Source organism: Nostoc sp. NMS9 (assembly GCF_017114995.1).
GTDB lineage: Bacteria > Cyanobacteriota > Cyanobacteriia > Cyanobacteriales > Nostocaceae > Nostoc.
In genome coordinates this window covers 173,724-190,596 of sequence record NZ_JABXKL010000083.1, presented here as the reverse complement: position 1 = coordinate 190,596, position 16,873 = coordinate 173,724, and the positions used below count along the sequence as shown (strand labels likewise).

Annotated in this window: 11 protein-coding genes; 3 read left to right on the top strand and 8 right to left on the bottom strand. The window is 43.4% G+C overall.

Annotated elements, in window-relative coordinates:
* Positions 1–798, top strand: a complete 798-nt coding sequence (locus HWQ40_RS27185) for an ABC-2 family transporter protein (protein ID WP_292784249.1) — start codon at positions 1–3, stop codon at positions 796–798.
* A gap of 275 nt (positions 799–1,073) precedes the next feature.
* Here HWQ40_RS27185 and HWQ40_RS27180 read toward each other — a convergent pair whose 3' ends face one another.
* From HWQ40_RS27180 to hetZ, 3 genes are all read right to left on the bottom strand, one after another.
* Complete coding sequence (locus HWQ40_RS27180; protein WP_292784246.1) at positions 1,074–3,377, bottom strand: DUF3488 and DUF4129 domain-containing transglutaminase family protein; 2,304 nt, start codon at positions 3,375–3,377, stop codon at positions 1,074–1,076.
* Between the two features lie 351 nt (positions 3,378–3,728).
* Positions 3,729–4,706 (bottom strand): PatU, encoded by a 978-nt coding sequence (locus HWQ40_RS27175; RefSeq protein WP_292784244.1) that lies wholly within the window; start codon positions 4,704–4,706, stop codon positions 3,729–3,731.
* The gene (gene hetZ / locus HWQ40_RS27170) at positions 4,699–5,904 is read right to left on the bottom strand and encodes a heterocyst differentiation protein HetZ (protein ID WP_292784242.1); all 1,206 of its coding nucleotides are present in this window, start codon (positions 5,902–5,904) and stop codon (positions 4,699–4,701) included. Before hetZ ends, HWQ40_RS27175 begins: the two co-directional genes overlap by 8 nt.
* A 204-nt stretch (positions 5,905–6,108) precedes the next feature.
* Here hetZ and HWQ40_RS27165 point away from each other — a divergent pair, with 204 nt between their 5' ends.
* Positions 6,109–6,582, top strand: a complete 474-nt coding sequence (locus tag HWQ40_RS27165) for a hypothetical protein (RefSeq protein WP_104910017.1) — start codon at positions 6,109–6,111, stop codon at positions 6,580–6,582.
* A 731-nt stretch (positions 6,583–7,313) separates the two neighbouring features.
* Here HWQ40_RS27165 and sds read toward each other — a convergent pair.
* Entirely contained in the window at positions 7,314–8,285 is a 972-nt protein-coding gene (gene sds, locus HWQ40_RS27160) for a solanesyl diphosphate synthase (RefSeq protein ID WP_292784238.1), read from the bottom strand.
* A gap of 967 nt (positions 8,286–9,252) precedes the next feature.
* Between sds and HWQ40_RS27155 the strand changes: the two genes are divergently transcribed.
* A complete protein-coding gene (locus HWQ40_RS27155) occupies positions 9,253–9,405 on the top strand; it encodes a hypothetical protein (RefSeq protein ID WP_292784313.1) in 153 nt (50 codons plus the stop codon).
* 86 nt (positions 9,406–9,491) lie between these two features.
* On the opposite strand, the gene murI is transcribed toward HWQ40_RS27155, so the two are convergent.
* The 4 genes from murI to HWQ40_RS27135 form a co-directional block, all read right to left on the bottom strand.
* A complete protein-coding gene (gene murI / locus HWQ40_RS27150) occupies positions 9,492–10,358 on the bottom strand; it encodes a glutamate racemase (protein WP_292784236.1) in 867 nt (288 codons plus the stop codon).
* Between the two features lie 129 nt (positions 10,359–10,487).
* Positions 10,488–12,389 (bottom strand): N-acetylmuramoyl-L-alanine amidase, encoded by a 1,902-nt coding sequence (locus HWQ40_RS27145; protein ID WP_292784233.1) that lies wholly within the window; start codon positions 12,387–12,389, stop codon positions 10,488–10,490.
* Between the two features lie 444 nt (positions 12,390–12,833).
* Positions 12,834–14,714, bottom strand: coding sequence for an N-acetylmuramoyl-L-alanine amidase (locus HWQ40_RS27140; protein WP_292784230.1), 1,881 nt, complete (start codon positions 14,712–14,714; stop codon positions 12,834–12,836).
* Between the two features lie 652 nt (positions 14,715–15,366).
* Entirely contained in the window at positions 15,367–16,845 is a 1,479-nt protein-coding gene (locus HWQ40_RS27135; protein ID WP_292784227.1) for a cation:proton antiporter, read from the bottom strand.
* Positions 16,846–16,873: the final 28 nt, after the last annotated feature.

Here is a 16,873-nt window from a genome sequence, read left to right as displayed (position 1 = left end):
ATGTTTTGGCGTTTACTTTCCTACCTACAATTAGCTGGCGCTTATATTCGTCTCAATCTGAACGCTCACTTAGAATATCGCGGCGCGTTCCTCACGCAAGTAGTGGCGATGGTACTTAATAACCTAGTGTGGGTGACATTTTGGGGACTGTTTTTTACACGTTTTCCAGTGCTACGCGGCTGGACGGTGCAGGATGTAGTTACTCTCTGGGCGATCGCCGCAACAGGATTTGGTCTGGCTAATACTATCTGCGGTAACGCTATGCAACTGACAAGTTTAATTGTCCAAGGACAGTTAGATGTGTGGATGTTGTATCCTCGTGCGCTTTTACCGCACTTACTACTAGGGCGGATGAATGCCACATCTTGGGGAGATATGCTGTTTGGATATTGGGTTTATTTGTTTTTTGTCAAGCCTGATGCAGTGCATTTGGCGTTGTTCACTGGTTTGACAGTTTCAGTGGCGACATTGTTTGTCGGATTTAATATTTTGACAGGTAGCCTCAGCTTTTTTCTGGGCAATTCCGAAGGACTGACCCAACAGTGGCGAAATGCCATGCTTACCTTCAGTACTTATCCAGCGACTTTGTTTGAGGGAACAGTGAAGCTACTGCTGTACACATTGATTCCAGCTGGATTTGTGACTTATTTGCCGATTGAGGCATTGCGATCGCTATCTTTGATTCATGCTGTACTAGCAGTGGTTGGGTCAACTACTGTGCTGTTGGTTGGCGCAGGTGTGTTCTACCAAGGTTTGCGTCGCTACGCTTCAGGAAATTTGATGCAGATGCGAGGTTGAATTGAATGTTGTTGAGTTTTCTACTTTTTACCTTCATCTCTCGCTGATACCAATTCTCTATGAAGATGCGCTAAACCATGTTTAATGATGAGAAAGAAAAACGAACCGCATTTGCGTAGCGTCTCGTAAGAGTTGGACACAAAGAAAGAAGAAGTTAAAAGGGTTTGGCGCAGCCTCACAAAGAAATGGTATGAGGATGTAAAAAGGGTTAGTTCTGACATTGAAATTAAAAAGGTCGCCCAATGGACAACCTTCTTATATAATTTATCAACGAGTTAGTTAGCAGCCTTTTTGATACTTTGCCATCTCTCTCGCAGTTGCTGCAAGTTAGGTGTATGACCGCCATAGCGCCAACCAACATAGGCTTGACAAATTTCATCTATTACCTCAGCAGTTGCTAGAGCATGATGCTGGTATGAGACTCTGGCATACTCTAAAGGTGTTTGTGCTGGATGTTTCCCTAAACCTTTTTGGGTTGTCCATTGCAGCATTTGTTGATAAAGGCTCTCCATCGCTGGCAATTTCTTTAACCATCTACGGTTGCGCCACTCTCGCCACTGACCCCAACCTAGCCAACTCAAGAAAGCCGTTGTAGTCCCCACAATTAAGCCAGTCAATACGCCAAACCAACCTTGAGAGAATAAAGCTAAAAACCAAGCGATCGCTCTAATCACCCACTTAAATATTGTCTCAAATACATTATTCAACAAACCTGTCACCGGAGAGGGCAACCATCCAGCAACCCAATGCCACAATTGGCGCAACACACTAAAAGTCTGAGTATCTTCAATGGATGACGGAATCAGAGGATGATTGGGAATAGGGTCAAAGGCAAACCAACCATATTTCGGAAAATACACTTCCGTCATCGCATAAGCATCAGTATTACGGACAACATACAGCCCTGTAAATGGATTAAACTCTCCTGGACTAAACCCTGCTACCAACCGCGCTGGGATGCCAATGGAACGCAACATTATTGTGAGAACTGTAGAGAAGTGGTCTGGATAGCCTCCTTTTTGCTTAAACAAAAAAGTTTCTACCAAGTCTTCTTTTTCACTCAAATAAGGTACTTCTAAGGGATTTTGGGGAATAGAGTAGCGTTGCTTTAAATATTGAGCTAAGTAGAGAGCTTTTTCGTAGGGTGAATCCAGGCTTTTAGCAGACTTTGCAACTTTTTCTTGATTGTAGTTAGCGAGGATTTCTTCGGTACGTTGTCGGACTTTTTCGGCAATTTCGGGAGGAATTTGCAGATAATGCTTTTTAATTTGTTGGGGATATTTAGTAGAAGCTTCACCTAACAAAGTGCGATCGCGGTATGGTACTTCGGAAATTATTGTGTAGGTGAAACCTTCTGATAATTCTACAGGCGATCGCAATCCGTCTTCTTTATCAACAGCGATCACTGGTGCTGGAAAGTAAACTTCCTTGGGATAAGTCATCGCTGGAATTAGGTTAGGCAAATCCGACACTACTGTATAAGTTTGTACTACCTCTTGGGTTTTACCAGTGAGCACAGATGGGGAAAGAAAAATTTGGTAAGACCAAGGCGATCGCCTAACAGTCGTCACATCTTCATTCCGAGAAACTTCCCATCCCTTACCTGTATAGCGATCAAATGCTAATACTCGCCAAAAACCCTCAGCTTGCGATCGCACTCGCATCACAACCTTGGGTTTCATCTCGCCCCGCAGATTTTGGTTAATTTGACTATTAAAACCGTAATAAAAGTTATTATCTACTTTACCTGGTTGACCAGTTTTATTTTGTCCCGTACCACCGCTACCACTACCTTGATTATCACCTTTACCTTGGCGGACATAACCGGGATTAATGATACTACGTCCTGTGAAATTACTCTTTACTTGAATAGCAGAACTTACAGGAAAATTCCGTAATTGATAGCCAGGAAATCTGGGTAAAACAGCAAAAATTGCCAGCCCCAGACCAACAATTAGTAAAAAATTTAGAATTAAAAATTTAAAATTAAGACTTGAGGAATTCTGCTGATTGAATTTTTCATTTTTTATTTTTAATGGCTGTAAACCCAAGCGTGAGCGGTAATCTAGCACTAAAGTTGGCAGAGCAATCGCTAAAAATAACAGCAACACAGGTGCAAATGCTAAAGTCTGACTTAGAGTTGCTGCCACACCCAATAAAATCAGTCCGATAACAATCGAATAGCCCAAATTTTTCCGGCGGGGTGTATCAAAGCTATGCAATACCTGGAGTTGAATTAATAACTCTGCCAAACCCAAGCGCGTATCATTCAACTCTCCCACTAATCGCCCAAAGAAAGCACCCAGTGCTACTAACATTCCGATGGCGATGCAGAATTTAATTGCAACATTGCGATCGCGGCGACGATAATAACTCCAAATTGTACCCACTACACTTAGGGGTAACGCCCAAAAACTAAATGAAGTTTCAGCGGCAATATCCGTCGCCACAATTCCCAAAATAACCAACGCTAGCACCAGCACCCGCAATAAAATTGAATCTTCCACTTCAATCAAAGGCGAACCCTGCGGATTTTGCCGCCAGAAATTACCTACAGGGATACGCCAAAACCGATTCATCCTGGATAAGTTAAACATTTGAGTCTAGTAGAAGCAATGATGTAGATGCAACAAACACAATGCGGGGGACGTAATTTCCTACCCTAGCACTGTGTTAAAAAATGATCGATAGGGGGTAGAGATGGAGACAAACGAGAAATGGGTGACACGGTGAATCGAGAAATAATCAAATACTTTCTCAATATCTCCATGTCCCCATATCCAGGTGTCTCTGTGTCTTTGTAATAACTGCTTCTCGTAGACACCCTAATGACCGTTTATTGAAAAATAGGATGAGCTTCAAAACCAGGAAAATCCTCTTAATATATATCGGCGTTGATTGACATAGTGTGCTAGCGGTGGAAATTTAAACTAAATCGTGGGATTAATCACAAACAACAACGACTGTTCGTCTATTTCTGGAAATTCAACTTCTAGGGTATAAGTTGGGTTAAGTTGCTCGCAGCCTAACTCTACATTTAAGTATCCCGAAGTCGAAGATGTTGTCATTGCTAAAGTGCCACTTCCCCGCAGCGTCAAAGTTCCTTTAACAGGTAACTCAGCTTGCACAAGCAACTTCGTAAATTTACTTAGAGACTGGTATTCTACTCTGATGTTCAAAGCACCAACACTGGTTAGCCATTGTCTTTCTACCACCGGACTGGTTGCTGAAAGTGGTAGAGTCAGATTTTCCAGCAGTTGTTTCGCTGCTAGCAACGACAAAGCCATCTGTTGACGCAGTTGTAAATCTGAGTAATCGCTCTGAATAGCAGGCATTGCCTCCAGAGTATTTACAGACCGATAGGTGCTTCTTAGCACCAATCCAGCTATGTCATTTAGTGCTTGAGACTCATTGGGAAAAAAGTTCTCCACCACTTGAACTAATTTTGCCCCCAACGGCACTGAAGATGTCACTAAAGCCTGACATTGTTCTAGCAATTGCTGGAAAACTCTTTCCGGTAAGCGAGTTGGCAAGGTCAACTTTGACTGTTGTACCATCCATCCCCAGCTAGGAACGAGTGTCATTGACGGCTCATCAACAAAATCAGGATATTCGATTAATTGTGTTTCCCAGGGAAACAACGGCGGGTGGTCTTGGGCTTGAATTTGTAGCCGATGCTTAAGGATAGCTTGAAAACGATCTTGCACAGTAGGAATTTCTCCCAGTTGAAAGGTCTGGGGCGTTCCTCCCAATTTTGGCTCACTACTTTTTGAAGCAGTGGCTTCCTTGAGGAGGTTTTTTACCCCGTCATTTTCCTCACATTCTACCGATTGCTCGTTATTTTTGACATTATCTGTCAATAACCAATCGAGACACTGGTGTTGTAAGGATTCTGAGTCACTATTCATGAGTAGATGCACCTGATCCGGAAACTAATGAGTTACGAATTTCCCAAGCTTGCTCAAGAATTTTAAACCATCGTTTTTGCAGTTGTGCCATTGACAGCCCTAAAGTTTTTGCTATTTTTTCATCAGCTTGTCCTTGTTGCTTCAACTCTAATAAAGACCGTTGCTTATTGTCCAGCTGTGCTGTGTATACTTGCCATTGCTGGGGAGTTAAGCCCAAATTTGTGTGCAGAGAAGCTTCCAGCCACTCGTGAACTAATTCCCAACGGTGCAACAGGGCAAACCGAATTAAATGATACTTAAAGCGCTGCTGCAAATAATCTCTCTGACGAGGGGTTAAACCTAAAACTGACTCAATTTCCTGTGCTGATAAATCCTGGAGGCGGAGAGAAAAGTAATCAGCGCAGTCAGATTGTTGTCGTTGTTCGAGATAATTCATTAATTCCGTAACCACAACAGAACGCAAGGTGTCTTCTTCGGGTTCGGGTTCGGCTTGCGTTGCCATTGTGGAGCGCAATTGGTGAATTGCTGGTTCTTCCCAAGAACCGTCACCTTCATTATTGCTACCTTCTGCGGCTTGTTCTATATCTACGCTGGTTTCTGGGGGCTGCTGTTGGGAAAAAGTTTGTGCCCGCAGGATAATTAGCTGTTGCTGACGACCTGGTAAGGGAATGCGTCGCTTGCCGTAACGCTCGGTAAATGCCATATACTCGGACAATTCCAAGAGCGTCTGAGGGCGATAAGTGGCACCGAGTTGATTTTCTCGCCGGAAAGCGTTCAACGCCTCTAGATAAAAACTCTGGAGGAAATCTTCAATTATCGTCAACCGGCCTTGATAGCTCAATTGTCTCTGAGGAGGATTAATATATCGATAAATAATTGCACTCAGAGTACTGTGTAATTCGACCCTGCCCCGATTTGAACCCAACTGATAGTACCTGAGACACTGTTGCAGCCGATGCCGAGCCAAGGTCATCGCCGAGCTTTCTACAGATCCAGAAGCTTGGATACGTTTACTCTCATGACAAATCCGGTAGACTTCGGTGGTAATACGTCTTGCGACATCGTGACAATTCTGTTCCGAAGCTTTGGTTGACTGCTGAAACTCCTTGGACAGGAGTTGAAAGATCGCCTCCACGCCTGTAGAATTTTCTCCCAGAATAGTTGCAGATGGAATAGTTGCGGTTGCGGCTGAATTCATAGTCTCGGTTTTCAAAAGACCCTAACTTACTTAAAGACAACCTGTACGACTGTGGGTATTGGCTGGTTTGGTTTTACGTATAAGCTAAACGCAGGCCAATCCTATATTGAAGATATGGCTGATTTTATTATTCCCAATTCTGATGGGATTGTTCACACTTGATAGATGTTATTGCCATTACCCAAGAGTCGTATACAAGTCATTATGGATTTAGAAGCACAAATTCAATTGCTGATTGACAATGCACCCCGCGATGGTATGACACCACATCTTGTTGCAGCAATTGCTCCTGCCCTTAGAGCGATCGCTCAAAAATTACGCTACTCCCAGTACTATATTCTCCAAAATTCGGAGTCAAGCTGGGTTTTAACTACATTGAGCAATCGTGCTAACCCAGGATTGGAAAAGCGTGTGATTTACGCTTTCCCTACCATACAGGATGTCTCTCTAATTTCCCCTGCTGGGCTTGACCCTCAAATGCTAGCTAAAATTACTCCTGTCACCCATATTTTGTTCCAAATGGTGGCATTAGAACCCGTAGATAGTATCGTTTTTTTGGAGACGCCGGGTAAGACCACTCATACCGTCGAAGTTCGGCGAACTGAACTAGAAAAACTGATGCAGAAACAGTTACGACAACAGCGATCGCCTAAACAGATACCCCCTGATATTGCATAGAAAAAATTTGGATGTGGAGTTTTTTAGATACAATCCCACATCCAAAAATTTAAATCTCAAATTCTTTTAAAAAAGTTTTCTAAATCAGTGAAAAAAGAAATTTTTTCTTTCCGTTACACCATGCGACTGACTCAACTCTCGGTGAAACCTAAAATTGATTAAAAAACAGTTATCAGTGAACATTTTTCCATTTTCAAGTTTTAGTTTCCTAACAAAGCAGAGTTTTATACTTAAGAACTTTCACATCAAAAAATATCCCATTCTTTATTGTGAGGTGCCCAGTAACCAAAAGCGGGCAAGTCTTTAGAGTGAACTCTTATACCATTTCTTTGTGAGGCTGCGCCAAACCCTTTTAACTTCTTTCTTTGTGTCCAACTCTTACGAGACGCTGCGCGAATGCGTCCTTCTCCCAAGGGGAGACGCTAACGCGAATGCGGTTCGTTTTTCTTTCTTATACTTATGGTTTAGCGCATCTTCATACAGAATTGGTATTAGTCGAACACTATCCACCCCACAAGTAGTAGTAATTTATTTTTTGGAAATCCCTAAGAACTTCCAAATAAAAACCCCACTTTCTACCTGCTAAATAAGTGGATTGAATTAAACATAAAGCTGTTTTAGTGTGTTAAAGCGTTAGCACAACACAACATTTCAGGTTTTCGGTGCGTTACGGAAGCCACAATACACCTACATCTAAATCCCCACTTTCTACCTGAGAACTAATAACTGATTTAATAGAGGCGACTCAGTGTGTACTCAGCGATGTTAATCAATGCCTGGTGGGATTCTGAGAATGGGAGAACTGCAAGATGTTCAATTGCCAACTTAGCATGGTAAGCAGCTAACTCTCGCGCCTGCTGTATACCTTGACTATCTTGAATCAGTGCTAGTGCTTGCTCTAAATCTCCTTCTTGAGCAAACTCTCGTTCAATCAGCACTTCCAAAGATGGTTTTTCCGCCAAAGCAAATAAAACGGGTGCAGTCAGATTACCACTTTTGAGATCCGACCCCACTGGTTTACCCAAGGTATCTGTTGTACTGGTGAAATCTAAAATGTCATCGACAATTTGAAATGCTATACCAAAATGACGACCGTAGCTATACAGATGCTCAACAGTTTCTCGCGAGACTTCACTGAGTAACCCAGCAGCTTTAGAACTGTTGGCGATTAACGAAGCTGTTTTGTAGTAACTCTTCTCAATGTACGTTTCAATAGAGGTACCAGCATCAAAACGATTTAGTCCCTGCTGAATCTCCCCAGTAGCCAGATCCATAATGACTTCTGAGAGCAGTTTCACTACCTCCAAATTGTCCAAGTTTGCTAAATACCAGGAAGATTGGGCAAAGAGAAAATCTCCTGCTAAGATGGCAATGCGGTTCCCGAACAAACTATGAACGGTAGGAACGCCTCTCCGCACGTCTGATTCATCTACCACATCATCATGTACCAAGCTTGCTGTGTGAATCATTTCTGTAATCTCAGCAAGGCGGCGATGACGCGGTGTAATGTCTTGTTCTAACATTGTTGCCCGCGATATTAGCAGGACAATTGCTGGTCTGATACGCTTTCCCCCAGCTCCGAATAAATGTTCGGCTGCTGCAAACAGAATGGGGTGGCGATTTCCAACTAGCTGTTTTAGGTTATCTGCTAGTAGTCGCAGGTCTGCTTCCACAGGGGTAAACAGGGAGGTGGCTGGGGTCATGGATGGGCGGACTCTGACTTAGGTTACGAAAGTTTACATATCCTATACTCATTTTAAGATAACCCTGTGCCAGCGCAAAGTTTTCATCAGGTAATCCTGTTTTTATGAGTCTATGGGTGATAATTAAGGTTGCTAAGGTTTTTGTCAATAAGCAATTATGCTTAATTTGTGGCTACTCAAACTTTAAACTAACTTCAAACATGAATTCTCAGTACACGAGATAAATGTCAGATTAAATTGTGTTAAGTAGTTTCTCATCTCACCTTTCTTGCCACAGTTCAAAACATAATTTAAGCAATATTACTTATTGACAAAAATGAAGCGATTTAAATTCGTCGCCAAGAGTAAGGCTAAATTTCTCCAGATTGAGGTGTAGCTCTTCAAAAAATTTGAAATTTAGCAGCCGAATAAGCTCAAAATTCAGGGTCGTTGTGTTACGCTAAAATATAGGAATTTTAAATTTTGTAAGGTATTCGCACCCCAAAAGTTCAGTCAGCTACTAGTTGATTTTACTGAGTTGGTGTTGTGAGTCTAAAATAAATATTCGTCGGTTAGATTAAGGGAATAAATTCTTTAATTTTTCCTACGATAGGCAAAACTCCTGGTTTGGAGCTGTGTGATATTCCTATGGGAAGCCGCTACACGTACTCAGCGCACGTAGAGCGCAAGCATTGCTCTTTTGCCAGCAGTTTGAGCAAAAATAAAGCAGATCAAGTAGACCGCTGAGAATCGTAGTTTTAGATTGCTAAACGGCAAGTTAACTGCTGTGGGATCTATGGTCTGCAAGAAGTCGCATTAGGTTATAAATTCTTTGTCCGTAGAGGATTTTATCTCTATAGGTAATTTTGCCATAGGAAACTACAGTCATCAAGAATGTACTTGCTTGGCTGAGGTTCTACTAATTTTATGGAATTTTATATTCGTTTAGAAGGCTGCTAGTAGAACAATGATTTACGGAAGTATACCTATGATGATTTTTATTTTAGCCTCTGGATATTTGTTCACAGTCTACCTGTTATTAGCACTGGCGAAGCGAACGGGTGCAAAGACTGTTCCTACAAGTTTCCCTTCATCTACTGAAGGAAAACACAAGCAGGAGATATCAGTTAATAGTCAATAGTCATTTGTCATTTGTCATTTGTCCTTCGTCCTTCGTCCTTCGTCATTTGTTTCGATAAATGACTAAGGACTAAGGACTAATTAGTTTTATTGGAGTTGGGAAATAGCAATATCGGTGAAGGAAACCTCTTCAACCATTGGGGTATAGCCTAGCCACTGCACTCCTGACTGGGAAAACTGTTGCGCACAACCGCTGACGGCGAAGCGAGTTGGGAATGGTAGATGAGTATTTTTTAAGCCTAGTAAGTCTAGTTCTTGGGCACAAGCCGCCACAACATGAACAGCTGGATCGACCAACTGAACTTGAGAGGGGAGGAGCGATCGCAGTACTGGTGTCAGGTGGGGATAATGAGTACAGCCGTGAACTAAGGTGTCAATTTCCTGCTCTAATAAAGGCTCTAGGTAGGCTCGTGCGACTTCAGCAGTGTAAGGATCGTGAATGCGGTTTTGCTCGATGAGTGGCACAAACTCTGGACATCCTACTTGCCAGACTTGGACATCAGGAGCAATTTCGAGAATAGCGTGCTTATAAGCATTACTCTTAGCTGTCGCTGGAGTGGCAATTACACCAATCCGCTTTCCTTGCTGCACCGCAGCTTTTGCACCCGGTAGGATTACTCCCAAAATAGGTATGCTGAATTCTTGACGCACGGTTTCTAGGGCTAAAGCAGAACTTGTGTTGCAAGCCATAATTACCATTTTTACCTGCTGCTGTTGTAGCCAGGTAATAATTTCACGTGTAAATCGTAAAATTTCTGCTTGTGAACGAATTCCGTAAGGAAGTCTAGCTGTATCCCCAAAGTAAACAATTGATTCATTAGGGAGTTGTCGATATATTTGTCGCAGTACTGTCAGCCCACCCACACCACTATCAAAGATGCCAATTGGGGCACGTTGGGGTTCTCGCTCGGAAAAATCGTCAAGATTGCCTTCAAAAATGGAAGATGAATACACAGGCAGATATATATTTAGGTTTTGGGATTTAAAATACAGAATTTAGCAGACAATCTCCAATTTGACCACTAAATTCTGCGCGTCAAAGAAGTTTAAATATCACCTCTTTAATTAGTAATTTGTACTATATTACCTCTGCTGTAAGTATTTTAAGATGCCACGAGCGATCGCTTCTGCCATCCGATTTTGATATTCTGGTGTTCCCAATCTGGGATTATCCTCGTAACCAGTCATATAGCCTGTTTCTACCAAAATTGAAGGCATAGAGCTTTTCCTCAGAACATAGAATCTGGCTTTGCGGGTTCCCCGGTCTTTGATAGTACCAATGTCTTGGAGGATGGTTTTACGAACTACTTCAGCCAGATTGTAACCACTATCGTAATAATATACTTCTAACCCATTGACATCAGGGCGATTATCAACGGAATTAGCGTGAATGCTGACAAACAAAGTCGCATTAACCCGCTTGGCAATATCTACCCGTCCCTGAAGTTCTACGAAAAAGTCGGCATCCCGCGTTAGTACTGCTTGTACACCATTTTGCTCTAAAATTGCTCCTACCCTTTTCCCAATAGGCAGAATTACATTCTTTTCTAAAAGTCCCCCTAGACCAGGGGCACCTGAGTCTTTTCCACCATGTCCTGGGTCAATAACAACTAGCAATTTCCCTCTGGGAACTGAGGGGCGTGGCTGTGGCTGGGAGATTGGACGGGGATTATCTATGGGATTTGGTAATTGACCTTGGTCTGGTAATGGCAGGGGAGGTAAAGCAATGGGCGGTGTGATGCTGCTACTAGCGCGTCGTAATTCTAAAGCTAAAAGCTGGTCGCCAACCTGGTTGAGTTCCCCAATTTGTACTCCGGCTGCTGGTTGAACTAAGATGGTGACAGTGTTGGATTCTTGTGGTTGCAGGCGTACTCGCAAAATCGGGCTATTAGGATTGAAAGTCGGGCCTGTGACTTTGGGAGCTAACTTAGCATTGTTGATAGTGATGCGGAATAGACCAGAGGTTCTATCCCAGCCTCCTGTAGCAGATAAAGTTTGGTCGGCTCGAATCAGCAGTTGTGTGCCATTATTAGCTAGTTGCACAGACTGAATGCTAGCAGTTGTGTTACTTGGTGCTATGGGACGTGGACTGTTATTTCCAGGCAGCTGGGCAACCCCACGACTGGGTAGAACTACAAAACCACCAGCACTGCTAGTGGTTGCTCGCCAATTTGGACTATTTTCATCTACTTGTAAAGTCAGGCGAACAACTGATGGACTTGTTTGCAGTTGAGTGAATTGGATACGGCTGACACCATAGCGATTAATCGACAAATCCCGTGGCTCTAGACTTGGTGATAAAGTTGCGCCAGCAATGTCGATGTTAATTGCTTTTTGATCGTTGCTACGATTTACCTGAATCTGAGGATTGCCACCATTGGTGCGGATAAAAAACCCATCACCTGTGACTTGTAATTTCTCAATTTGAGTAACCTTGGCGACAAGCGTTCTGTTGTTAAGTGGATTTACAGAGTCGCTTGTCACCACATTGTAAATATTCCTTGGGGGGAATGTTGGTGTAGATGTTCTGGGTGAAGTATCAGTGGCTATAGCTTGTTCTGGTTGCCCCTCAGTGTTTCTTGCGGGTACATTGTCGGCTTCTGGCGTAGGTAATTGCACTGTCCAGCGATCGCCAGTTGTACTCACAAATTGCACTCGTTTGGGGTCTAAACTATAACCAGGAGTCAGTTCAACCACTATGCGCGTTGTTTGTTCGTCAAACTGCCCAACACGGATTGAACGAATTGCACCGCCCACTTGTTGGGTTAGCTGCGGGCGCCCAAATGAGGTTCCTGGTAAATCAATTACTAGACGAGTCGGGTTAAAAATTAATTGTGCTTGGGGTTGAACATCCCCTTGAGTATTAATTTCCAGCCTGTTTTGATTAGCATCAAAACGCCAAGATTCAAGTCTCGCGGCCATTGCCGGCGACGATAGCATGAAGATGGTTCCAATAGTACTGGATAGTAACCAGCGTAATTTCACAGTCTTTTCTCCTGATTCACATTTATGGGAGCCGTCAACATCTCAACATATTGGCTAATCCTCACACCGTCACCGCGCACACTTGAGTTTTGCGCTGTTATTTAAGACACAGCTAATGGCGTAAAATATAGCACGCTCCTCTGATTTTGCCATGTCATTAGCCTATATAAATTTGACTGCCAATTTTAAATTTTAGATTCCCAATTTTAGTTTCCTGCCAGACTAGCGTCCTGCTACATTAACACCTGTTGTCGGTGATACAAATCCAAAATCCAAAATCTAAAATCCAAAATTTGTTGAATTGCAAAGTATCAAATGACAATAACAAAGAAGTCACTCCTATCCCGCCGCAAGAATACTTAAATTGTTTTACTACTAAATTCGATAAAAATGGTAAAGATTAGATGTACTTACTCAACAATTTAGAAATTTAGATTAAATTACTTATCTTCTCTTTAGATACTGAAGAACGCCACGAGCGATCGCTTCTGCCATTTGATTTTGGTAAGCTGAAGTTCTGAGCCTAGCCATATCCTGTCGACCAGTCATATAACCCGTTTCTACGAGAATGGAGGGCATAGAACTTTTTCTGAGGACATAAAACCTGGCTCGCCGCACTCCCCTGTCTTTGAGAGTACCAATACTTTGAAGAATGCTACTACGAACAATACGAGCTAGATTCAGTCCGCTGTCGTAATAATAAACTTCCAAGCCATTAACATCAGGACGACTCGCACCTGCTGAATTAGCGTGGATGCTCACAAATACATCAGCGTTAGCTCGCTCTGCTAATTGCACCCGTCCCGGAAGGGTAACAAAATAGTCAGAATCCCGCGTCATAATTACTTGTACGCCATTTTTCTGTAAAATCTCAGCAAGTCTCTTACCAATAGGCAAAATAACATCTTTTTCGCGCGCCCCCCCAATGCCAAGCGCTCCTGAATCTTTACCACCATGTCCGGGGTCAATAATGACTACCACTCGCCCATTGGTAACTCGGCGCTGTGGTTGTGTTAGGGGTTGAGTATTTGGATTGTTTGGGTCTGGGAATGGCCCGCGGTTTGGCGGTGGTAGTCCAGGTAAAGCAAAGGGTGGTCTTCCGGGGAGGGTGACAACTCGCCGAGAACCTTGTATTGGTAGAGCCAAAAGCTGGTCGCCGATTTGCTGGGGTTGCCCAAGTTGCACTCCTCCTGCTAGTTGAACTAAAACAACCACTGTATTGGAAGCTTGAGGTTGCAGACGTACTCGAAGAATGGGGCTATTGGGAGCAAAAGTAGGCCCTGTAACTCTGGCCGCTAACTTGGCATTGGTAATTGTGACTCGGAAAATACCTAAGGATCTATCCCAGGTTCCCGTAGCAGATAAAGGTTGGTTGCCTCTAATTAGCAGTTGTTTGCCATTATCGGCAAGTTGCACAGATTCAATTGTTGCTAGCGAGTTATTGGCAGATGGTCTACTGGGAAAGGAAACAGCTTCTGACTGATTGTCCGAATTATTATTTCTAGGCAATCTGACAACGCGACTAGGTAGAACTATCAAACCACCATCGTTACTATTAGTTGCTCGCCAATCCGGGCTATTTTTATCTACCCGCAAAGTTAGGCGGACACCAGGAGGTTGGGTTTGCAATGAGGTGAATTCGACGCGGCTAATACCATGTTTGTTAACGGGTATATTACTCTGCTGCGTCAGCCGTGATGATAAAGATGCACCAGAGATATCTACGAAGATGGTAGCGCGATCGCGGCTGCGAATTACCTGAATTGGAGGATTACCACCACTGGTACGAATGAACAACCCATCACCTGTTACCTGTAAGCTCTCAATTTGAGTTGCTCCTCGTGTAGTAGTGGCAACCCTTGAAATACTAGGTTTAGGTTCCGAGTCTGGGGTCACTACACTGTAAGCACTTCTAGGAGAAGCAGCTACTTTTTCAACTTCTGGCTTCGGTAATTGCACTGTCCAGCGATCGCCAGTTGTACCAACAAATTGCACTCGTTTAGGGTCTAAAGTGTAACCAGGAGTCAGTTCGACAACTATGCGTGTTGTATCTACATCAAACTGTCCAACACGGATTGAGCGAATTCCACCACCCACCTGTTGGGTTAATTGCGGACGACCAAATGTAGTTCCTGGCAAATCAATGACCAACCGAGTCGGGTTGAAAATTAATTGTGCTTGGGGTTGAACTGCTCCCACAGTATTAATTTCCAGCCTGTTTTGATTGGCATCAAAGCGCCAAGATTCAAGTCTCGCAGCCATTGCTGGCGACGATAGCATGAAGATAGTTCCAATAGTGCTGGGTAGTAACCAGTGTAATTTCACAGTTCTTTCTCCTAATTCACATTCATGGGAGCCGTCAATATCTCAACTCATTGGTAAATCATCATCACACCATCACCACCTAAACTTAATCTCTGAATCGCTTGTTTGATTTTTAAGCTGGTATTTAGACACACTTAAATCATTTATCAGGTTTCAAATTCAGTTTAAATCCCCATGCGAAACCTTCCACCTTTACAGGTAGAGAACTTTAACTCCCAATAAAGCTAGAAAAGTGATAATTGATAGCTGTTTACTGATAAGTGTTTGTTCTTTGTTGCCATCGATGCACTGAGTAAATAATTCCCATTACTGTCAAACGATCTAGCAAGATTTATGGGTGTTACTCCCCAATTATCTGGAAAATATTCAGATAAAGGCTCACAAGCCAAGGGAGACTAGAAATTAAGTAACATTCTGAATGCTGGTAGAAATTATAAACAAATGATTATTCTACAATCACACGGGACGGTGATTTGAGGATAGAAGTTTCCACTGCACAATTGGAGCAGAGGAGGAGAAGAGGAGCATACTTCTCTACGACAGGCTGTGCCAACGACTACGCTCAGTAACCGTGGGAGCAGGGGAGCAGGGGAGCAGAGGAGAGAAAGAAGCAATGCCCAATGCCCAATGCCCCATTCCCCATCCCCAATAATTAACGATCGCCAGAATCTGGGGTTACTCCCAAATTGCTGCTGTCATTTGATGCTGGCACCCTCGATTGAGGTGGTTCAATTACCAACGAAGTCCCAGAGGAACCGTCTAAGATTAGTTGCTCTGAGCTTCCGTCCACGGTTTTTGGATCTGGAAACACAAATCGTAACAAGGGAGGAGCTAAAAAGGTTGTCAAGATAACCATCATGATAATTGCTGCCCCTAATGGTTTCGAGAGAGCGCCACTGGCAGCGCCGACACCAGCAAACACTAACCCAACCTCGCCTCTAGGAATCATCCCCACACCGATCGCTAAACGGTTGATTTCCGGTTGACCAAACACGCTTAAGCCTGTGATTACTTTACCGAGAATGGCTACTGTAATCAGGAAAGTTGCCATAATTAGACCTTCACGATTGTCGGGAATTGCTGGGTTTAATACTCCCAAATCAGTTTTTGCGCCAACAGTCACAAAGAAAATTGGCACTAACATATCGGCAATGGGACAGACTTGCGTTTGCAGTTCTTTGCGCTTATCTGTCTCTTCTAGGACTAAACCAGCTGCAAAAGCTCCCAGAATTGCTTCTAAGTGGATGACGGCGGCCAGGTATGCCATAGCAAAGGCGAAAATGAATGCTGGAATTACCAGTCCACCGCGTGTTTTGAGTTTATCAGCGATCGCTACAAAGGACTTATTGAAAACATTACCTAGTAGGATTGCTCCCAAAATAAAACCAGTGGCGCTGATAATCAAATAAATGACTTTGCTGACATCCACCACGCCGTCTTTAGCTAGGCTAGCTACTACCGCTAAAACGATGATTCCTAGTACATCGTCAATTACAGCAGCACCCAAAATAATTTGCCCTTCTTTAGAATTGAGCCGCCCCAATTCTGACAGCACCTTGGAAGTCATACCAATACTAGTAGCAGTCAAAGCCGCCCCGGCAAAAATTGCGGGTACAGCGCTAATACCAAACAAAGTCATCAGTCCCACAGTCCCAGCGGCAAAGGGTACTGCTACCCCAACTACTGCGACGACAGTGGCTTGGATACCAACTGCCATTAAATCTTTTAAATTCGACTCCAAGCCGATTTCAAACAGCAGAATAATCACACCCAATTCTGCCAAAACGGAAATGACTTCGGACTGAGCTGCAAACACCGCTGGAGCGGCTTCAGGTGTTAAACCAGCAGTGGTTTGAAGGAAGGACACAATCAAAGAATTAGAACTGTCTGTGCCGCCTTCTGGAAACACTAAAAGGTGAAAAACAGAGATGCCAACAACCACACCGCCAACGAGTTCGCCTAAGACAGGCGGCAAACCCACTTGGTTTGATAACTCTCCACCAACTTTACTGGCGAGATAAATGACTACTAAGCTTAGTAGCACTGCTTCGACTACCATTGAACTGTCTGCGGCTTGTGTTGCGCTGGCCAGCAGAGGAAAAGAGAAGTTGATTGGATCTAACAAATGCATTAGGTTCTCTGAAAATCCTTCTCTTTGA